This window comes from Aureimonas phyllosphaerae, from assembly GCF_047943035.1.
Classification (GTDB): Bacteria; Pseudomonadota; Alphaproteobacteria; order Rhizobiales; family Rhizobiaceae; genus Aureimonas; species Aureimonas phyllosphaerae.
The window spans coordinates 788413-806024 of the sequence record NZ_CP181348.1; the positions used below are offsets into that span (position 1 = coordinate 788413).

At 70.0% G+C, this 17612-nt stretch carries 19 protein-coding genes; 9 read left to right on the forward strand and 10 right to left on the reverse strand.

The annotated features are described in order from the left end of the window. Window positions 1–15 precede the first annotated feature (15 nt). Entirely contained in the window at window positions 16–537 is a 522-nt protein-coding gene (gene secB, locus ACLNGM_RS03585) for a protein-export chaperone SecB (protein WP_416357222.1), read from the reverse strand. Window positions 538–669: 132 nt separating this feature from the next. Continuing rightward, a complete protein-coding gene (locus ACLNGM_RS03590; RefSeq protein WP_416357223.1) occupies window positions 670–1197 on the reverse strand; it encodes an FxsA family protein in 528 nt (175 codons plus the stop codon). A gap of 149 nt (window positions 1198–1346) precedes the next feature. Between ACLNGM_RS03590 and ACLNGM_RS03595 the strand changes: the two genes are divergently transcribed. The 4 genes from ACLNGM_RS03595 to ACLNGM_RS03610 are packed head-to-tail and all read left to right on the forward strand — an operon-like array spanning window position 1347 to window position 4114. Then, window positions 1347–2039, forward strand: a complete 693-nt coding sequence (locus ACLNGM_RS03595; protein ID WP_416357224.1) for a Tim44/TimA family putative adaptor protein — start codon at window positions 1347–1349, stop codon at window positions 2037–2039. 25 nt (window positions 2040–2064) lie between these two features. Then, window positions 2065–3183: a murein transglycosylase A gene (locus ACLNGM_RS03600; RefSeq protein ID WP_416357225.1), complete on the forward strand. Its 1119-nt coding sequence runs from the start codon at window positions 2065–2067 to the stop codon at window positions 3181–3183. Next, window positions 3180–3722, forward strand: coding sequence for a Smr/MutS family protein (locus tag ACLNGM_RS03605; RefSeq protein ID WP_090965081.1), 543 nt, complete (start codon window positions 3180–3182; stop codon window positions 3720–3722). Before ACLNGM_RS03600 ends, ACLNGM_RS03605 begins: the two co-directional genes overlap by 4 nt. Next, entirely contained in the window at window positions 3719–4114 is a 396-nt protein-coding gene (locus tag ACLNGM_RS03610) for a helix-turn-helix domain-containing protein (protein ID WP_090965079.1), read from the forward strand. The genes ACLNGM_RS03605 and ACLNGM_RS03610 overlap by 4 nt, the downstream gene beginning before the upstream one ends. A 4-nt stretch (window positions 4115–4118) precedes the next feature. Here ACLNGM_RS03610 and ACLNGM_RS03615 read toward each other — a convergent pair whose 3' ends face one another. Both ACLNGM_RS03615 and ACLNGM_RS03620 read right to left on the reverse strand, forming a co-directional pair. Continuing rightward, window positions 4119–5084 (reverse strand): DUF1402 family protein, encoded by a 966-nt coding sequence (locus ACLNGM_RS03615; RefSeq protein ID WP_416357226.1) that lies wholly within the window; start codon window positions 5082–5084, stop codon window positions 4119–4121. Window positions 5085–5223: 139 nt separating this feature from the next. Beyond that, window positions 5224–5685, reverse strand: a complete 462-nt coding sequence (locus ACLNGM_RS03620; RefSeq protein WP_055886111.1) for an Lrp/AsnC family transcriptional regulator — start codon at window positions 5683–5685, stop codon at window positions 5224–5226. 172 nt (window positions 5686–5857) lie between these two features. Here ACLNGM_RS03620 and ACLNGM_RS03625 point away from each other — a divergent pair, with 172 nt between their 5' ends. From ACLNGM_RS03625 to ilvD, 3 genes are all read left to right on the forward strand, one after another. Next, window positions 5858–6583, forward strand: coding sequence for an aspartate/glutamate racemase family protein (locus ACLNGM_RS03625; protein WP_416357227.1), 726 nt, complete (start codon window positions 5858–5860; stop codon window positions 6581–6583). Window positions 6584–6633: 50 nt separating this feature from the next. After that, a complete protein-coding gene (locus ACLNGM_RS03630; protein WP_416357228.1) occupies window positions 6634–7428 on the forward strand; it encodes a class II glutamine amidotransferase in 795 nt (264 codons plus the stop codon). Between the two features lie 151 nt (window positions 7429–7579). Beyond that, window positions 7580–9424, forward strand: a complete 1845-nt coding sequence (gene ilvD, locus ACLNGM_RS03635) for a dihydroxy-acid dehydratase (protein ID WP_416357229.1) — start codon at window positions 7580–7582, stop codon at window positions 9422–9424. Window positions 9425–9430: 6 nt separating this feature from the next. Here ilvD and ACLNGM_RS03640 read toward each other — a convergent pair whose 3' ends face one another. Continuing rightward, window positions 9431–10621: a diguanylate cyclase gene (locus ACLNGM_RS03640; protein ID WP_416357230.1), complete on the reverse strand. Its 1191-nt coding sequence runs from the start codon at window positions 10619–10621 to the stop codon at window positions 9431–9433. Window positions 10622–10783: 162 nt separating this feature from the next. Continuing rightward, entirely contained in the window at window positions 10784–12094 is a 1311-nt protein-coding gene (gene hslU, locus ACLNGM_RS03645; RefSeq protein ID WP_055886025.1) for an ATP-dependent protease ATPase subunit HslU, read from the reverse strand. Between the two features lie 312 nt (window positions 12095–12406). Between hslU and ACLNGM_RS03650 the strand changes: the two genes are divergently transcribed. Beyond that, a complete protein-coding gene (locus tag ACLNGM_RS03650) occupies window positions 12407–13129 on the forward strand; it encodes a LuxR family transcriptional regulator (RefSeq protein ID WP_416357231.1) in 723 nt (240 codons plus the stop codon). Next, window positions 13126–13746, forward strand: coding sequence for an alpha-ketoglutarate-dependent dioxygenase AlkB (locus ACLNGM_RS03655; RefSeq protein WP_416357232.1), 621 nt, complete (start codon window positions 13126–13128; stop codon window positions 13744–13746). Before ACLNGM_RS03650 ends, ACLNGM_RS03655 begins: the two co-directional genes overlap by 4 nt. Window positions 13747–13764: 18 nt before the next feature. Here the strand turns inward: ACLNGM_RS03655 and ACLNGM_RS03660 are convergent, their stop codons facing one another. The 4 genes from ACLNGM_RS03660 to hisF all read right to left on the reverse strand — a co-directional run bounded on the left by ACLNGM_RS03660 (window position 13765) and on the right by hisF (window position 17584). Then, complete coding sequence (locus tag ACLNGM_RS03660) at window positions 13765–15327, reverse strand: glucan biosynthesis protein (protein WP_416357233.1); 1563 nt, start codon at window positions 15325–15327, stop codon at window positions 13765–13767. 145 nt (window positions 15328–15472) lie between these two features. Further along, entirely contained in the window at window positions 15473–16450 is a 978-nt protein-coding gene (gene coaA, locus ACLNGM_RS03665; protein ID WP_416357234.1) for a type I pantothenate kinase, read from the reverse strand. Next, window positions 16440–16760 (reverse strand): phosphoribosyl-ATP diphosphatase, encoded by a 321-nt coding sequence (locus ACLNGM_RS03670; RefSeq protein WP_416357235.1) that lies wholly within the window; start codon window positions 16758–16760, stop codon window positions 16440–16442. The genes coaA and ACLNGM_RS03670 overlap by 11 nt, the downstream gene beginning before the upstream one ends. 11 nt (window positions 16761–16771) lie before the next feature. Beyond that, window positions 16772–17584, reverse strand: a complete 813-nt coding sequence (hisF, locus tag ACLNGM_RS03675; RefSeq protein WP_416357236.1) for an imidazole glycerol phosphate synthase subunit HisF — start codon at window positions 17582–17584, stop codon at window positions 16772–16774. Window positions 17585–17612: the final 28 nt, after the last annotated feature.

Here is a 17612-nt window from a genome sequence, read left to right on the forward strand (position 1 = left end):
TCCGGCTAGCTGCGGTCAGACGACCGGCTGCACCTGCGCCTTCGCGCGCTCCTCGGCGAGGCGCTGCGTGAAGAGTGCCGCAAAATCGATCGGGTCGATCATCAGCGGCGGGAAGCCGGCATTGCGCGTCACGTCGGCGACGATCTGCCGCGCGAACGGGAACAGGAGGCGCGGGCACTCGATGAAGAGAACCGGCAGCATGTGCTCCTGCGGGAAGCCCTCGAGGCGGAATACGCCGCCGTATTCGAGTTCCACGTGAAACAGCGTGTCGGCGCCCTCGCCGGCGCGCGCGTTCAACGTCAGGCGCACGTCGTATTCGTGATCGCCGCCCTGGACCGGATTGGCACCGACATTGACGCCGATGTTGATGCCGGGCGCGCGCGACTGGCCGCGCAGCGAGCCGGGCGCGCCGGGGCTCTCGAACGACAGGTCCTTGATGTACTGGGCGAGGATGTTCAGCGAGGGCTGGGCCGCCTGGCCCGCACCGTTGGCGCCGTTCGCGCCATTGGCGCCGTTGGTGTTGTCGATCTGGGACATCGGGGCTCCTCGGGCGCGTCTCCCGCGCCCCTTCCAAGATGGCGGCACTTCAACCGCGGCTCGGGGCCGCAGCTATCACGGGGCCGGGGGGAGAAACAAGCGCGGGCAGGCTTTGCGCCGGGGCGGCGCCCGTCAGTGCAGCGTGCGGGGCCCGCGCTCGTCCGGATCGTCGCCTGGGCCGTCGAGGCGGGTCCACGGGCTGCCGTCGGCGCCGTCGCGGCGGCGGAACTCGCCGCCGGTGAGGTCGATCACCTCCGGGCCCGGCTGGCGGTAGGGCGCGGTGCGCGCGCCGGTCGGGCCGACCACGACGATGCGCGAGCGCAGGCGATGCCACACGAAGTCGCGCACCGGCGGCAGGAACAGGAGGAGGCCGACGACGTCGGTCACGAAACCCGGCAGGATCAGGAGAATGCCGGCGAGCGCGATCATCGCGCCGTGCACGATCTGCCGTTCGGGCAAGCGCCCGGCGCGCGCCTCGGCCTGCGCGGCGCGAAGCGTCGAGAGGGTCTGGCGCTTGAGAAGCGCGGCGCCGACGACGATCGAGAGGATGACGAGCGCCAGCGTCGGCCAGACGCCGATCTCGCCGCCGACCCAGATGAACACGCCGATCTCGATCAGCGGCAGCGCCAGCAGCGCCAGGGGGATGAGGATCAGCGGCATGAGGGCGCTCGAGGTCTCCGAAGGGGCGGGAGGGTCCCGCCGGGGCGCTGAACATAGGACGCGGAAGCGTGAATTTGAATGCGCGGCGCCCTGGCTCTATATGACGGAGGCATAACCATCGCTTGATCCAACGGGACACACGGGCATTCATGGGCTTCGGGACGATCTTCTTCATCGTGGTAGCGGCGATCGTCCTGTACCAGTTGCGCTCGGTCCTCGGCCGGCGGACCGGAAACGAGCGTCCGCCCTTCGATCCCTATTCCCGTCCGACCGAGGGCCCGGCGCCCGCGCAGGGCAACGTCGTGACGCTCCCGTCGCGCCGCATTAACCCGGACGAGACGGCCGCCAACCCCTATGAGGCGATCGACAAGGCGACCGTGCCCGGCACCCCTGCCAACGAGGGCCTGCGCCGGATCAAGGACGCCGACCCGAGCTTCGAGGTCGCGACCTTCGTCGAGGGCGCCAAGACCGCCTACGAGATGATCGTCACCGCGTTCGCCGATGGCGACCGCAAGCTTCTCCAGAACCTCCTGTCGCCCGAGGTCTACCAGGGCTTCGATGCCTCGATCTCGCAGCGCGAGGCGCGGGGCGAGCGGCTGCAGTCCTCCTTCGTCGGCATCAACGACGCGACGATCACCGGGGCCGAACTGAAGGACCGCGAGGCGCTGGTCACGATGCGCATCGTCTCGCAGCTGATCTCGGCGACGCTGAAGGCCGACGGCACGGTGGCCGACGGCGATCCCGAGACGGTGGTCGAGGTGATCGACGTCTGGACCTTTGCCCGCGACACGCGCTCGCGCGATCCGAACTGGCGTCTGGTGGAAACCGAGTCCGAGGACTGACCGCCGGCGCGCGAGGGGCATCCGCATGACCGCCTCCCCGAGCCGAGCCGGACCGGAGCCCCGCTTCGCACCGCTCGGCTTCTCCGATCTTCCCGACTGGGGCCGCGCCGATCATCGGCCGGCCTTTTTCGCGTTCCGGCGCTCGGCGCCGGTACTCCTCGCCTCGCAAGGCCCGGCGGCGGCCTTCGGGCTCCGGCCCGCCGACTTCGCCCCTGCCGCGTGCGCCGCGCTGGCGATGGGCGAGGACCCCTCCGCCGCCGAAGCGCGCGCCTTCTTCGAGGAGGCCTTCCGCCCGGCGGAGATCCTCGACGGCGGCGCGCCGGCGCCGGGCTTCGTGACGGGTTACTTCGAGCCCGAACTTGCGGCATCTCGCACGCGCACCGCCCGCTTCCGGGTGCCGCTCTACCGCCCGCCCGCCGACCTCGTCGCGCTGGGGGAGGGCGAGGGCGTCGAGGGTCTGGAGGCCGGCACGCGCTTTGCCATGCGATCCGACGACGGGACGCTCGGTCCCTATCCGACCCGCGCCGAGATCGAGGACGGCTGGCTTCGGGGCCGCGATCTCGAACTCGCCTTTCTCGACAGCGAGGCGGACGCATTCTTCGTCCACGTCCAGGGCTCGGCGCGCCTCGTGCTGCCGGACGGAGCTTTGATGCGCGTCGGCTATGCCGCCAAGAACGGGCACCGCTTCACTGCGATCGGCCGCGTCCTCGTTCAAGAGGGCGAACTGCCGCTGGAGGGGGCCGACATGGCTGGCATCCGCCGCTGGCTCGCCGCGCATCCCGACCGGGCGCGCGCGCTCCTTCAGCGCAACCGCTCGTTCATCTTCTTCCGCGAGGTGCCGGTGGAGCCGGGAGCCGGCCCGATCGGCGGCATGGGCGTGCCGCTGACGCCGCTCGGCTCGCTGGCGGTCGACGCCTCGCTTCACACCTACGGCATGCCGGTCTTCGTCGACGCGCCGGACCTTGTGATCGGCGATTGCCCCTTCCACCGGCTCCTCGTCGCGCAGGACACGGGCTCGGCGATCGTCGGCCCGGCGCGCGGCGACATCTTCGTTGGCTCCGGCGAGGCGGCGGGGCAACTGGCGGGGACCGTGCGCCATGCGGCGCGCCTCGTTGCCCTCGTGCCGCGCGCGAGCCTGCCGTGAGGCGCCGGCGCGACCTGTCCGGCGAGGAGCGGCGGCTCTGGGCGAGCGTCGCGCGCTCGGCTGTGCCGCTGCCCGGCAAGGCGACACCCGAAGCCCCACCCGAGCCGGCCGTGCCGGCACCCGCCGCGAAACCCGAGCCGCCGCGTGCCGGCACGATGGCGGCCGCCTTTCCCGCCGCCGCCCGCCCCCGCCTTGCCCCGACGCCTCCGCCGCTGTCGCCGATCGACCGGCCGGTGCGCCGGAAGATCGGCAAGGGGCGTATCGAGCTCGAGGACCGGATCGACCTCCACGGCTGGACCGAGGCGGTGGCGCACGGGGCGCTTCTCCATTTCCTGCGCTCCGCCAAGGCGAGGGGACTGCGCCACGTCCTCGTGATCACCGGGCGCGGCGCATCCTACGGCTCGACGGGGAGCCTGAAGCGGGCGCTGCCGCACTGGTTCTCGACCCCGGACTTCCGCACCCTCGTGTCGGGCTACGACCAGGCTGAGCGCGGGCACGGCGGCGAGGGGGCCTTCTATGTCCGGGTGCGCCGGCGATGACGCCGTTCGGCCTGCGCGTCCGGGCGCTGCGCGCCGAGCGCGGCATCACGCAAGGGGAGATGGCCAAGGCGCTGGGCGTCTCGGCCGCCTACCTTTCGGCGCTCGAGCACGGCAAGCGCGGGCGCCCGACCTGGTCGATGCTCCAGCGCATCATCGGCTATCTCAACGTGATCTGGGACGATGCGGAGGATCTCGAGCGCCTCGCCGAGCTGTCGCATCCCAAGGTGGTCCTCGAGACCGGGACCCTGAGCCCGGAGGCGACCGCCTTCGCCAACCGGCTCGCCGAGGCCCTTCCGCTTCTGGAGGCCGCCGACATCGCGGCGCTCGACACGCTCCTGCAGGAAGCGGCCGTTCGCGGCGAGGCGGCCGAACGGGCCCGTCGCCGCCGCTGACGCGTCAGGGGAAGATCGCCTCGAGGTCGGCAATCTTCTCATTCACCAGCCAGCCGTAATAGTTCTCCTCCGGCAGGCGCCCGGCGCCCGCCCGGTTGGCGGCCGCGAGCTTCTCGGCGCGTCCGAACGGATCGCCGACATTGTAGAGCGTCGCGACGACGCCCGGATTGTCCGAGATATCGAAGCCCGCGATGTCGCTGTAGGCGTCGATCGAGACGCGGATCACGGCGGCCATGTAGGCGAGCGTCCGGTCGGGGTCCATGATCGAGGCGTAGACCTCGCCGGCGTCGCGCATGTCGAGCGGGGCATAGCCGGACACGCGATGCACCATGTCCGACACCGACAGGGCGGTCAGCGGGTTGAGCTGGCCGAGGCCGAAGGTCTGGCCGGCGTAGAAGGGCTGGAAGAACACCGCGCCGAAGCGGTTGTCGGGAAAGCTGGTGCCGCCCACCGTCCGCCCGCGGAAGCGCCGCTCGAACACCGCCTCGCGGCAGGCCCAGAGCCGCGCGTCGCCGCGCGCAGTCTCGCATGGCTGGAACTCGGGACGGGCCACGAAGTCGGCGACGCTCTCGCCGCGATAGGCGAAGTCGACCCCGGCGTTGAGGTAGGACGCCGCCTTCACGTAGTAGCTCTGGAGCTGGTCCATCGCGTCGACATTGTAGGTGTGCTCGCCGACCAGCGCGCCCGCGATCAGGATCGGGCGGATGCCGTAGGCGCGCGCGGCCTTGCGGATCTTGTCCTGCAGGCTGCGGTTCCCGGCGAGGAGCGCGTGGATCTTCTCGTATTTCGCCGTAAAGGAGGACCGCGTCGCCTTGGTGCGCGAGCGCGACCCGCCGGGGATGTCCGGCTGCTCGGCGTGACGGTTGCCGGGCGGCACGCGGATGTCGGCGAGCGACGGCTGCGCGCCGAGGCAGGCGAGGGCAAGGAGAAGGGCGCTGCGGGCCATGACCCGCTGGACAAGGGACGGCATGACCATCCGCTAACCCATCGGACCGGCTCGCGGAAAGCGATTTTCACGGTCAGGATGCGGCTGCAACCGGAGTGCGACCAAAGCACCACAGGTCATCCGCGCACTGCCGCGCCCGCTGCTTCACGTGAAACATCGTCCGTCAGGCGTAGCGCGTCGGCAAGGCGACGTCGGCCTTCACGGTCTCCATCGAGATGTAGGCGGACACGTCGAACAGTTCGACGCGCGCCACCAGCCGCTTGTAGATCGTGTCGTAGGTCTCGACGTCCGGCAGCACCACCTTCAGGATGTAGTCGAAGTTTCCGGTGAGGCGATGCACCTCGACGATCTCGGGGATGGCGGCGAGCGCGGCGCGGAACTCGTCGAGCCAGGTGCCGGAATGGCGAGAGGTCTTCACGATCACGAAGACGGTGGTCGGCAGGTTGATGCGCTTGCGGTCCACCAGCGCGATGCGGCGCTTGAGGTAGCCCTCGTCGCGCAGGCGCTGGATGCGCCGCGAGCAGGCCGAGGCCGACAGCGAGGCGCGCTCGGCCAGCTCTTGCACCGGGCGGTCGGCATCGTCCTGGAGAAGGTCGAGGAGGAGGCGGTCGCGATCGTCGAGCATAGGCAAAGTATGCGCGGTTCGAGCGGTGAGCGCAAGCAGCATGCGCGAAACGTCGGTTTCATGCATCTTTTGTGCACCGTTTCACGACCTGTTCATGAACTAAGCGTGCCGATTGCGCGACAGGGGCGCTAGTCTTTCCCTATCGACATCGGGATGAGCGGGGGAACACGGGATGAAGCGGATCGGTCTGATCGGGGGCATGAGCTGGGAATCCACCGCCGTCTACTATCGCCTCATCAACGGAGCGGTGCGGCAGGCGGGCGGTCCGCTCGACTCGGCCGACATCCTCCTCCACTCGCTGAACTTCTCGGACGTTGTCGCGCTGCAGAAGGCTGGCCGATGGGATCTCGCCGCGGCTATGCTCGCCGACAGCGCCCGGCGCCTCGAGCGGGCCGGCGCGGACTGCGTCCTCATCTGCACCAACACGATGCATCTCGTCTCGGCCGAGGTCGCCGGTGCCGTGTCGATCCCGCTGATCGACATCATCGCCGAGACCGGCGCGGCGCTCGCGGCGCGGGGCGCACGTCGCCCGCTTCTGCTGGCCACCCGCTACACGATGGAGCACGGCTTCTACGCCGAGCGGCTGAACGAGGCGACCGGCTTCCGCCCGATGGTGCCGCAGGCGGCTGACCGCGAGACCGTGCACCGCGTGATCTTCGAGGAGCTGTGCGCCGGCCGGGTCCTCGACAGCTCACGGCGCGAACTCACCGCGATCGTCGAGCGCGGGGTGGCGGCGGGCGCCGACAGCGTCATCCTCGGCTGCACCGAGATCGTCCTGTCGCTCGATCCCGACGCGCTGCCCGTGCCCGGCTTCGATTCCACCGCGATCCATGCGGCGGCGGCCGCGCGCTTCGCCATGGCGTTCCAGGACCAGCTTCGCGAACGCATGGTGGCTTAAACCTCGAGCCTTCGACCCTCCATCGGCCGAACGCTTGCCAGGACCGCCCCATGTGCCGCCTTCTCGCCTATCTCGGAACGCCGCTGTTCCTGGAAGACCTCCTGATCCGGCCGGAGGGATCGCTGGTCTCCCAGTCGCTCAAGGCGCGCGAGGCGCGCACCGTCGTCAACGGCGACGGCTGCGGCCTCGGCTGGTACGGCGAGCGCCGGGAGCCCGGCCTCTACCGCGGCGTCCTGCCGGCCTGGTCGGACGCCAACCTCGCCTCGCTCTGCCGGCAGATCCGCTCCGGCCTGTTTCTCGCCCACGTACGGGCTGCGACCTCGGGCGGCGTCTCCACCGCCAACTGCCACCCGTTCGCGCTGGGGCAGCGCCTCTTCATGCACAACGGGCAGATCGGCGACTACGCCCGCGTGCGCCGGCAGGTCGAGGGCATGATCCCCGACGCCGCCTATGCCGCGCGTACCGGCACCTGCGATTCCGAGGCGCTGTTTCTTGCCGCCCTGGCTCATGGTCTCGATGACGACCCGGCCGGCGCCTTCTCGCGCACGCTCGCTGCGATCGAGGCATTGAAGGCTCCGGACGCCGAGCCCACCCGCTTTGCCGCCGTCCACACCGACGGCCATCGCCTGTTCGCCTTCCGCTGGGCGAGCGACGGCCAGCCGCCCTCGCTCTATTCGCGCTACGACGCCGGCGGCGTGATGATCGCCTCCGAGCCCTGCGGCTCGGAGCCCGACGCCTGGGTCGCCATGCCCTCGGGAAGCGTCCTCGAGGCGGGACCGGGCGGCGCCTGGCTGCGCGCCTTCGACGTTGCGACGAGTACGCCGGGCGCGCGCCGCGCCGCTTGAACCGGCGGCGCTCGCCATCCGCCATCCTTTTGACGCGGGCGTCGTTTCGGCTTGTCTGGAACGATTATCGCCTTTGTTCGCCTGTCCCTGTTGGTCTCCGGCCGAAACAGGTGTAATGGCGGGTACGCCTCAAGAGATCGGCAGGTATCCCATGCCCCATTACCGTTCCCGCACCACCACGCATGGCCGCAACATGGCCGGAGCCCGCGGCCTGTGGCGCGCGACCGGCATGAAGGACGAGGATTTCGGCAAGCCGATCATCGCGGTGGTCAACTCCTTCACGCAGTTCGTGCCCGGCCATGTCCACCTGAAGGACCTCGGCCAGCTCGTCGCGCGCGAGATCGAGGCGGCCGGGGGCGTCGCCAAGGAGTTCAACACGATCGCCGTCGACGACGGCATCGCGATGGGCCACGACGGCATGCTCTATTCGCTGCCCTCGCGCGAGATCATCGCGGACTCGGTCGAATACATGGTCAACGCGCACTGCGCCGACGCCATGGTCTGCATCTCCAACTGCGACAAGATCACGCCGGGCATGCTGATGGCGGCGCTTCGCCTCAACATCCCCGTCGTCTTCGTCTCGGGCGGCCCGATGGAGGCCGGCAAGGTGAAGCTCAGCGACGGCAAGATCCACGCGCTCGACCTCGTCGACGCCATGGTGGCCGCCGCCGACGACCGCATGTCGGACGAGGACGTCCAGGTGATCGAGCGCTCGGCCTGCCCGACCTGCGGCTCGTGCTCGGGCATGTTCACCGCCAATTCGATGAACTGCCTGACGGAAGCGCTCGGCCTGTCCCTGCCAGGCAACGGCTCGACGCTCGCCACCCACGCCGATCGCGAGGACCTCTTCCTCGAGGCCGGACAGCGCATCGTCTCGCTCGCCAAGCGCTACTACGAGGGCGAGGACGAGACGGCCCTGCCTCGCACCATCGCCACGAAGGCCGCGTTCGAGAACGCCATGGCGCTCGATATCGCGATGGGCGGCTCCACCAACACCGTCCTCCATATCCTCGCGGCCGCGCACGAGGCCGAGGTCGACTTCACCATGGCCGACATCGACCGCATGTCGCGCAAGGTGCCGTGCCTGTCCAAGGTCGCGCCGGCCAAGGCCGACGTGCACATGGAGGACGTCCACCGCGCCGGCGGCATCATGGCGATCCTCGGCGAACTCGGCCGGGCGGGCCTTCTCAACCTCGACGTGCCGACCGTCCATACCGCGACGCTGGGCGAGGCGATCGCCAAGTGGGACATCGCGACCAGCCAGGACCCGAGGGCGCTCAAGCTTTTCAGCGCGGCGCCCGGCGGTGTGCCCACCCAGGTCGCCTTCAGCCAGAACGCCCGCTGGAAGGAGCTCGACACCGACCGCTCAGGCGGCGTCATCCGCGACCGCGAACACGCCTTCAGCCAGGACGGAGGCCTCGCGGTCCTCTTCGGCAACCTCGCCGAGGACGGCTGCATCGTGAAGACGGCGGGCGTCGACGAGAGCATCCTCAAGTTCACAGGCAAGGCGCGCGTCTTCGAGAGCCAGGATGCGTCCGTGAAGGCGATCCTCTCGAACGAGGTGCATCCGGGCGACATCGTCCTCATCCGCTACGAGGGCCCGCGCGGCGGCCCCGGCATGCAGGAAATGCTCTATCCGACGAGCTACCTGAAGTCGAAGGGCCTGGGCAAAGCCTGCGCCCTCGTCACCGACGGGCGCTTCTCCGGCGGCTCCTCGGGGCTTTCGATCGGCCACGTGTCGCCGGAAGCGGCCGAGGGCGGCCTGATTGCGCTCGTCCACGAGGGCGACACGATCGAGATCGACATCCCGAACCGTTCGATCCATCTCGCGGTCGACGATGCCGAGATCGCGCGCCGCCGCGGTGAGATGGCCGAGCGCGGGACCGGGGCCTGGAAGCCGACCGAGGTGCGCAAGCGCAAGGTCACGACGGCGCTGCGCGCCTACGCCTCGATGACGACCAGCGCGGCGCGCGGCGCGGTGCGCCAGGTCGACTGACGCCTCTCAGGCATAGGTGACGGCGGCGGTCGCCCGCCCGTCGCCGACAGCCGGCCCTTCCTCCTCGAGGCGGTTGCGGCCGTTGCTCTTGGCGCGATAGAGCGCGCGGTCGGCGCTGCGCAGGAGATCCTCCACCGACCGGCCTTCCCCCGGCGCGGCCGAGGCGAGGCCGATGCTGACGGTCACGGCGGGGTGGCCCGCCCGTCGGTCCGCCTCGATCCCGGCGCGGATCGCCTCGCCCACCCGATGTGCGTCCCGGCGGTCGGCACCGGGCAGGAGGCAGACGAACTCCTCGCCCCCCATGCGGGCGAGGATCGGAGCCCGCGCCATCCCCTTCGACCCGGCCACCGCCGCGCTGAGCGCCGCGGAAAAGCGCACGAGCGCATCGTCTCCGCCCGCATGGCCCCACTCGTCGTTGATGCGCTTGAAGTGATCGATGTCGAGCACGAGGACGGCGCCGCCCCGGTCGAGACACTCGGGACGCTCGGTCCGCTCGCGAAAGGCGCGGCGGTTGAGAAGGCCGGTGAGCCCGTCGGTGGAGGCGGCCGTGCGGTGCCGGTCGGCCTCGTTGCCGAGTTCGAGCGTCGTCACCGCCAGCACGAGCACGAGATAGATCACCATGTAGAGGAGCAGCCAGAGCGCCGCGACGGGCTGTCGTGCGAGGAGCGGCGTGACCACTTCGGCGTGGATCGCGGTGTAGAGGGTGAGCGCGAGCGAGGCCGCCGAGAGGAGAAGCAGGAGGGCCGCCGCCAGCCAGCGGTTCGGCATCGGGCGCGCCCGCAGCATCTCGAAGGCCATGGCGAGGCAGTAGACGGCGAAGAGAAGCGTCGCCACGACGTTGCGCGGCTGCTCGGCGGCAAACAGCGGCGGCACGAGACAGGCCGCCGTCCACACCGCGGAGGCGGCGAACACCCGTCCGAGAGGGCGCGGCCGCTCGTGGACGAGCCGCACGCCGGCCCACAGGAAGGCGAAGACCTGGATGAAGAAGACCTGTGCGGCCCAGACGGCGACCCAGTCGGGCACCAGCTGGCGCAGCATGTAGAGAAAGCAGCCGAGCGTCGCGCTGGTCGTCGACAGGGCGAGCCACAGGTGGATGGTCCGGTCGCGCTGGCCGAGCCAGAGCGTCCAGAAGTAGATGGACATGACGAGGTCGATGGCGACGGAGGCGAGAAACAGCGTGGCCGTGTCGAGCGTCACCGGTTGCGTCCCTGCCCATTCCGATTGCCGGCCTCGTCCGCCGGAATAGTTGGACGTCTACCATATCCTTTGAAGGACAGGCGACAGGCGCCACACGCGAGACCGGTGACGTCGGGACGCCTGGCGGCCTGCCGCAAGGAGCAGAGGCCGCCGGGCTGTTGGTCAGAGGATGAAGCGCGACAGGTCGACGTTGCCGGCGATGCCGTCGAGCACCCGGCGCACGTAGTCGCCGTCGACGCGGTAGCTCTGGCCGCCGCGATCGGGGGCCTCGAACGAGATGTCGTCGAGGACGCGCTCCATCACCGTCTGGAGACGCCGCGCGCCGATGTTCTCGACCGAGCCGTTCAGCGCCACCGCGACGTCGGCGATCGCGTCCACCGCGTCGTCGGTGATCTCGAGATCGACGTTCTCGGTCTTGAGCAGCGCGACATACTGCTTGAGCAGCGAAGCCTCGGTCTCGGTCAGGATGCGCCGGAAGTCGTCGCGGTCGAGCGCCTTCAGCTCGACGCGGATCGGCAGGCGCCCCTGGAGCTCCGGCAGGAGGTCGGACGGCTTCGACACGTGGAAGGCGCCGCTCGCGATGAAGAGGATGTGGTCCGTCTTCACCTGCCCGTGCTTGGTGGCGACCGTCGTGCCCTCGACGAGCGGCAGGAGGTCGCGCTGCACGCCCTCGCGGGACACGCCGGCCCCGCCGCGCGCCTCGCCGTTGTTGGCGACCTTGTCGATCTCGTCGAGGAAGACGATGCCGTTGTTCTCCACCGCGCGGATCGCGTCGGCGACGAGCGCCTCGTTGTCGAGCAGCTTGTCGGACTCCTCGTTGATGAGGAGCGCGTAGCTGTCCTTCACCGTGGTGCGGCGCGTCTTGGTGCGCCCGCCCATCGCCTTGCCGAACATCTCCGACAGGTTGAGGACGCCGATATTACCGCCGGGCATGCCGGGGATGTCCATGCCGCCCATCGGGTTCGAGGTGTCGGCCACCTCGACGTCGATCTCCTTGTCGTCGAGCTCGCCCGCCCGCAGGCGCTTGCGGAAGCTGTCGCGCGTCGCCGGCGAGGCGGTCTTGCCGACGAGCGCGTCGAGCACCCGGTCCTCGGCGCCGGCATGCGCCTTGGCGCGAACCTCCTCACGCTTCTTGTCGCGCGTCAGGCCGATGCCGATCTCCACGAGGTCGCGGATGATCTGCTCGACGTCGCGCCCGACATAGCCGACCTCGGTGAACTTCGTCGCCTCGACCTTGATGAAGGGGGCGCCGGCGAGCTTGGCGAGGCGGCGCGAGATTTCGGTCTTGCCGACGCCGGTCGGCCCGATCATCAGGATGTTCTTCGGGCTCACCTCCTCGCGGAGCGATCCGTCGAGCTGCTGGCGGCGCCAGCGGTTGCGCAAGGCCACGGCCACGGCGCGCTTGGCGTCCTTCTGGCCGATGATGTGGCGGTCCAGCTCGGACACGATCTCGCGAGGGGAAAAGTCGGTCATGGACGGAAAGAGTCTCGGATCGGTTGCGGTCCCCGGCCGGATGCCGGGGGCTTGGCGCCCACCCGACATGGGAATGCGGCGCGCCGCGCGCCAGAGGGGCGGCTTCCGGTTGCAGGCGGGGCTCGCGAAAAACAACCGGAGGCAGGGTCGTTTCAGGAGCGCTTCGCGGTAGGATAGACTACGCAGGTTCGCTCAAGCCCCCGCGAATCGCCATCCTGACCCGGCCGAACGCGCCCCGTCCTTGGAAAGGATCGCCATGACAGGATCTCGGATCCGCGTCCGCCCGGCCCCCGCCTCGTCCCGTCCCGCCGCATGAGGCGCCCGGAGGCCAGCCTCGTCGGCCGCCTGGAGCGGCCGTGGACCGAACAGGCGTTGAAGACGGCGGTCGGCGATATCGTCGGCGCCAGCGGCTTCGATCGCTTCGCCCTGATGACGATCCCCTCGACCGACGAGGCCGGCGCTGAGATGCGGCCGATCCTGTCGAACTGGGAGGACGAGTTCCGCATCGGCTTCGAACGCCACGGCCTCCACCGCTTCTCGCCAGTGGTGCGGGCGCTGATCGGCGGCTCGCTGCCTTTCGTCTGGGATGCCGAGTTCGTCTATGGCTTCGACCCCGACGATCCCGACGGCTCGCCGCCGCAGGGCCGGTTCCTCGCCGCGCACGGGTGCCTGTCGGGCGCCTACTGCCCGGTGCACGGCGTCTCCGGCTTCACCGGGGTGCTCGCCGTCTCGGGACGCGGGCCCGCGATCGCGGAGGCCGAGGCCGACGGTCTGCAGCTTCTCGCCTTTGCCGCCTTCGGGGTGCTCGCCGCCTGCCGCTACGAGGAGAACCGCCGCAACAATCCGCTGACGGGGCGCGAGCGCGACTGCCTGAAGCTCGCCATGCTCGGCAAGACCTCGTCCGAGATCGGCACGATCCTGAAGCTCTCCGAGCACACGATCTCGCAGTACCTGACCTCGGCGACGCGCAAGCTCGACGCGTCCAACCGCACCCACGCCGTGGCGCTCGCCGCCCAGCTCGGCTACCTCTCGTGAGCGCGCCGGGCGCCCTGCCGCCCGGCCTCGAGCATCATCCGGGACGGCTCGATGGATCGGCGCAGGCCGCGCTTCTGGCCGCGGTGCGGGCGGTCGCCACGGCCGCGCCCCTCTATCGCCCGGCGATGCCCGGCACCGGCCGCCCCTTCTCGGTGCGGATGACGAATTGCGGGGTCCTCGGCTGGGTGTCGGACCGGACAGGCTACCGCTACCAGCCGCTCCATCCCGAGACCGGCCGGCCCTGGCCGGCGATCCCGCCGCCGCTTCTCGACCTCTGGCACGAGCTCGGCGGCTACCCTCATCCGCCCGAAGCCTGCCTCGTCAACTTTTACGATCCGGCGGCGCGCCTCGGCCTGCACCAGGACAAGGACGAGGACGACCTCGCGGCGCCGGTCGTCTCGGTCTCGCTCGGCGACGACGGTGTCTTCCGCTTCGGCGGGTCGACCCGCGGCGGGCCGACGCGCTCGCTGCGGCTGCGGTCGGGCGACGTGCTGGTCATGGGGGGAGCGAGCCGTCTCCTGTTTCACGGCGTCGACCGGATCGATCCCGGCACCTCGACGCTTCTGAAGGGCGAGGGCCGCATCAACCTCACCCTCAGGCGGGTGACGCGGCCCTGAGCATCGTTCGGGCGGGCGTCAGGCGCCCATCGAGGCCGGCAGGAACTGGTAGGCCCAGGTCTCCGTCAGCACCGTGTCGCCCTGGCGCATGTAGAGGCGCAGCTCCACCGGATCGCTGCCCTCGGCCGTCAGGTCGAAGGTAACGCGCCAGGCGGTGCCGACCTTGACCGAGTAGCAGTCGACCTTGCCGACCGTGCCGCGCGAGGCGGTGGCGATCGCCTCGACGCCCTTGGCCTCGCGGTCGAGCGCGGCGACGAGCCCGCTGTCGAAGTCCACCACGATCTTGGTGACGCCTGCTGGCCGCGGCTGGCCGGCGATGCCGCCGCGCCCGAGGCGCGTCGCCACGACCTTGCCGACGTCGCCGGGGAAGGGCTCGCGGTTCGACCAGTGCAGGACGTAGTCGAGCGCGATCGCGTCGCCCTTTCGCACCGGCTTGGCCGACAGCCAGTAGGCCGCGATGTTGTCGTGGATCTCGTCGTCGGTCGGGATCTCGACGAGCTGCACCGTGCCGGCGCCCCAGTCGCCCTTCGGCTCGACCCAGACGCAGGCGCGCTTCTCGTAGAAGACGCCGTCGTCCTCGTAGTTGGCGAAATCCCGGTCGCGCTGGAGAAGGCCGAAGCCACGGGGCCCCTGGTCGGAGAAGCTCGACGTCATCACGCGCGGCGGGTTGTTGAGCGGGCGCCAGATGCGCTCGCCCATGCCCGTCCACATCGCGAGGCCATCGGAATCGTGGACTTCCGGCCGCCAGTCGATGCGGCGCTGCTTGTCGGTCTCGGAATACCAGTACATCGAGGTGAGGGCGGCGATGCCGAAGCGCTCGATGTCGTCGCGCGCGAAGTAGCGCGACTGGATGTCCATGACGATCGGCCCGCCCTTCTTGATGTCCATGCGCAGGACGCCGGCGACGCGTGGGGAGTTGAGAAGGCAGGTGATGACAAGCCGGCCGTCGGCCGAGGGCTCGAGGAAGAAGTCGGTGAAGCGCGGAAACTCCTCCGGTGTCGGCATGGCGACGTCGATCGCCAGCGCGCGGGCCGACATGCCGAACTGGTTGTCCTCGCCCGACGTGCGGAAATAGGCAGCGCCCAGGAAGGCCAGCCAGTCGGCGTCCGAGCCCGGCTCCAGCACGCGGAAGCCCGCAAAGCCGATGTCGTCCGGAAGCTCCTTGGCGGGCGAGTCCGACGGGATCGTGAAGAGGTTGGGGTCGTAACGCAGCGTGCGCGCCTCGCCGTTCTCGACGACGTGGATGCCGACCGGCAGCTTGAAGTAGCGCCCGAGATGGAAGAAGCGGATCGGCGCCTTGCCGTCGTTGAGCTCCAGCGTCTCGCTCTTCTTGTACTGGATGCGCCAGTGCTGGTCGAAGTCGATGCGCTCGAGGACATCGGCCGAGCGCGGCACTTCCGGAACGTAGGGGCTTGCAGCCAGCGCCCGCGCCCGCTCCACCAGCGTGTCGAAGGAGAAGGGTTCGGGCGCACCGAACTGGAGGAGGTCGCCGTCGTCGGCCAGCGCGCCGCGCGTCGCGGAGGCAAGGCCGAGGGCCGCAAGCCCCATCATCCATTCGCGTCGGTTGAGGTCGATCGTCATCGGCGTTCCCACGTCCCTGTTCGAAGCCGGGCCGGGAGTTGGGCCGAGTTGATTTGAATGTCAACTCACGTCGTTTGTCCCAGCGTCATGCCAAGGGCCAGACGCCCAGGTTCTGCACTCCGGCCGGGGCGCGCCGAAGCGCCCGTCAGATCTTGCGCAGCGCCACCTCTTCCACGAGGTGGTCACCGCCCTTGCGCAGGATGAGGTCGGCGCGCGGGCGCGTCGGCAGGATGTTCTCGTAGAGGTTCTTCGCGTTGATCGTCGCCCAGAGCCGCTCGGCGACTTCCAGCGCCTCGGCTTCCGAAATCTTCGAGTAGCGATGGAAGAACGAGGTCTCCTGCCGGAACGCCGTCTCGCGCAGGCGCATGAAGCGCGAGATGTACCAACGGTGAAGGTCCCGCTCGTCGGCGTCGATATAGATCGAGTGGTCGAAGAAGTCGGAGACGAAGGGCACGAACTTGCCGTCGCGCGGCATCTCGCGGGTCTGGAGGACGTTGAGGCCCTCGAAGATCAGGATGTCGGGCTGATCCACCTCGATCCGGTCGCCCTCCAGAACGTCGTAGAAGAAGTGCGAGTAGACGGGCGCGGTCACGTGGCGCGCGCCCGCCTTGATCGCGGACAGGAAGCGCAGGATCGCGCCGACGTCGTAGCTCTCGGGGAAGCCCTTGCGCTGCATCAGCCCGTCGCGCTCGAGCACCGCGTTCGGGTAGAGGAAGCCGTCGGTGGTCACGAGGTCGACCTTGGGCGTACCCGGCCAGCGCGCCAGAAGCTCCTTCAGGATGCGGGCGGTCGTCGACTTGCCGGCCGCGACGGAGCCGGCGATGCCGATGATGAAGGGCGTCTTCACCTGGGTCGAGCCGCGCAGGAAGCGCTTGCGCTGGCGAAACAGCGCCTGGCTGGATTCCACATGCGAATAGAGGAGGCGGGACACGGCGAGGTAGATGCGTTCGACCTCGTCGAGGTCGATCGTGTCGCCGAGCGAGCGCAGGCGACGCACCTCGTCGGCCGTCAGCGTCAGCGCCTCGCGGCCGCGGAACGTCGCCCATTCGGCCGCGGAGAAGAAGTGGTAGGGCGACAGGGTCGCGGGCACCAGCTGGTCCATCGCCGCCGCCTCAGCCCCCATGCGTCCGCGCGGCCTTTTCGGCGAGCCCCGTGCGCGCGGTGCGCGACTGGAGCTCGGCCATCACGTCGGCGAGCGGAACACCGCGCAGGTGAAGGAGCACGAGGAGATGGTAGAGAAGGTCGGCCGCCTCGCCGGTCAGCGCCTTGTCGTCCTCCGACAGCGCCGCGATCACGGTCTCGACCGCCTCCTCGCCGACCTTCTGCGCGACCTTGCCCAGCCCTCGCCGCGCGAGCTTGGCGGTGTAGGAGTCGGGATCGGGGGAGGCGGCGCGCTCGGCGACGATCGCTTCGAGCCGGGTCAGGTCGAACATCGCAGCGCCTTTCAGGAAGCGACGGGAAGGGGGGCCGGCGTCGAGGCGCCGTCGAGCCGCATCGGGATGCCGGCAGCCGCCATGTGGCGCTTGGCCTCGCCGATCGTGTGCGTGCCGAAGTGGAAGATCGAGGCGGCCAGCACCGCCGTCGCGCCGCCCTCGCGCACCCCGGCCACGAGATGGTCGAGGTTGCCGACGCCCCCGCTCGCGATCACCGGGACGGCGACGGCATCGGCGACCGCGCGCGTCAGGCCGAGATCGAAGCCCGACTTGGTGCCGTCCCGGTCCATCGAGGTCAGAAGGATCTCGCCCGCCCCGAGCGCCACGACGCGCCGGGCGAACGCGACGGCATCGATGCCGGTCGCCTGCCGGCCGCCATGGGTGAAGATCTCCCAGCGGCCCGCCTCGCCGTCGGCCGAGACGCGTTTCGCGTCGATCGCCACCACGATGCACTGGTTGCCGAACTTGTCGGCGGCCTCGGCGACGAACTCGGGCCGCTTCACGGCGGCCGTGTTGATCGACACCTTGTCGGCGCCGGCCAGGAGCAGCCGGCGGATATCGGCGACCTCGCGCACGCCGCCCCCGACCGTCACCGGCATGAAGCAGGCCTCGGCGGTGCGGGCGACGACGTCGAAGATGGTCTCGCGGTTGTCGGAGGAGGCGGTGATGTCTAGGAAGCAGAGCTCGTCGGCGCCCGCCGCGTCGTAGGCGCGCGCGGCCTCCACCGGATCGCCCGCGTCGACGAGGCCTTCGAAGTTGACGCCCTTGACCACGCGACCGTCCTTGACGTCGAGGCAGGGAATGATGCGCGCCTTGAGGGTCACTTCGAAGCCGTCTCCGTTCCGCATCCGG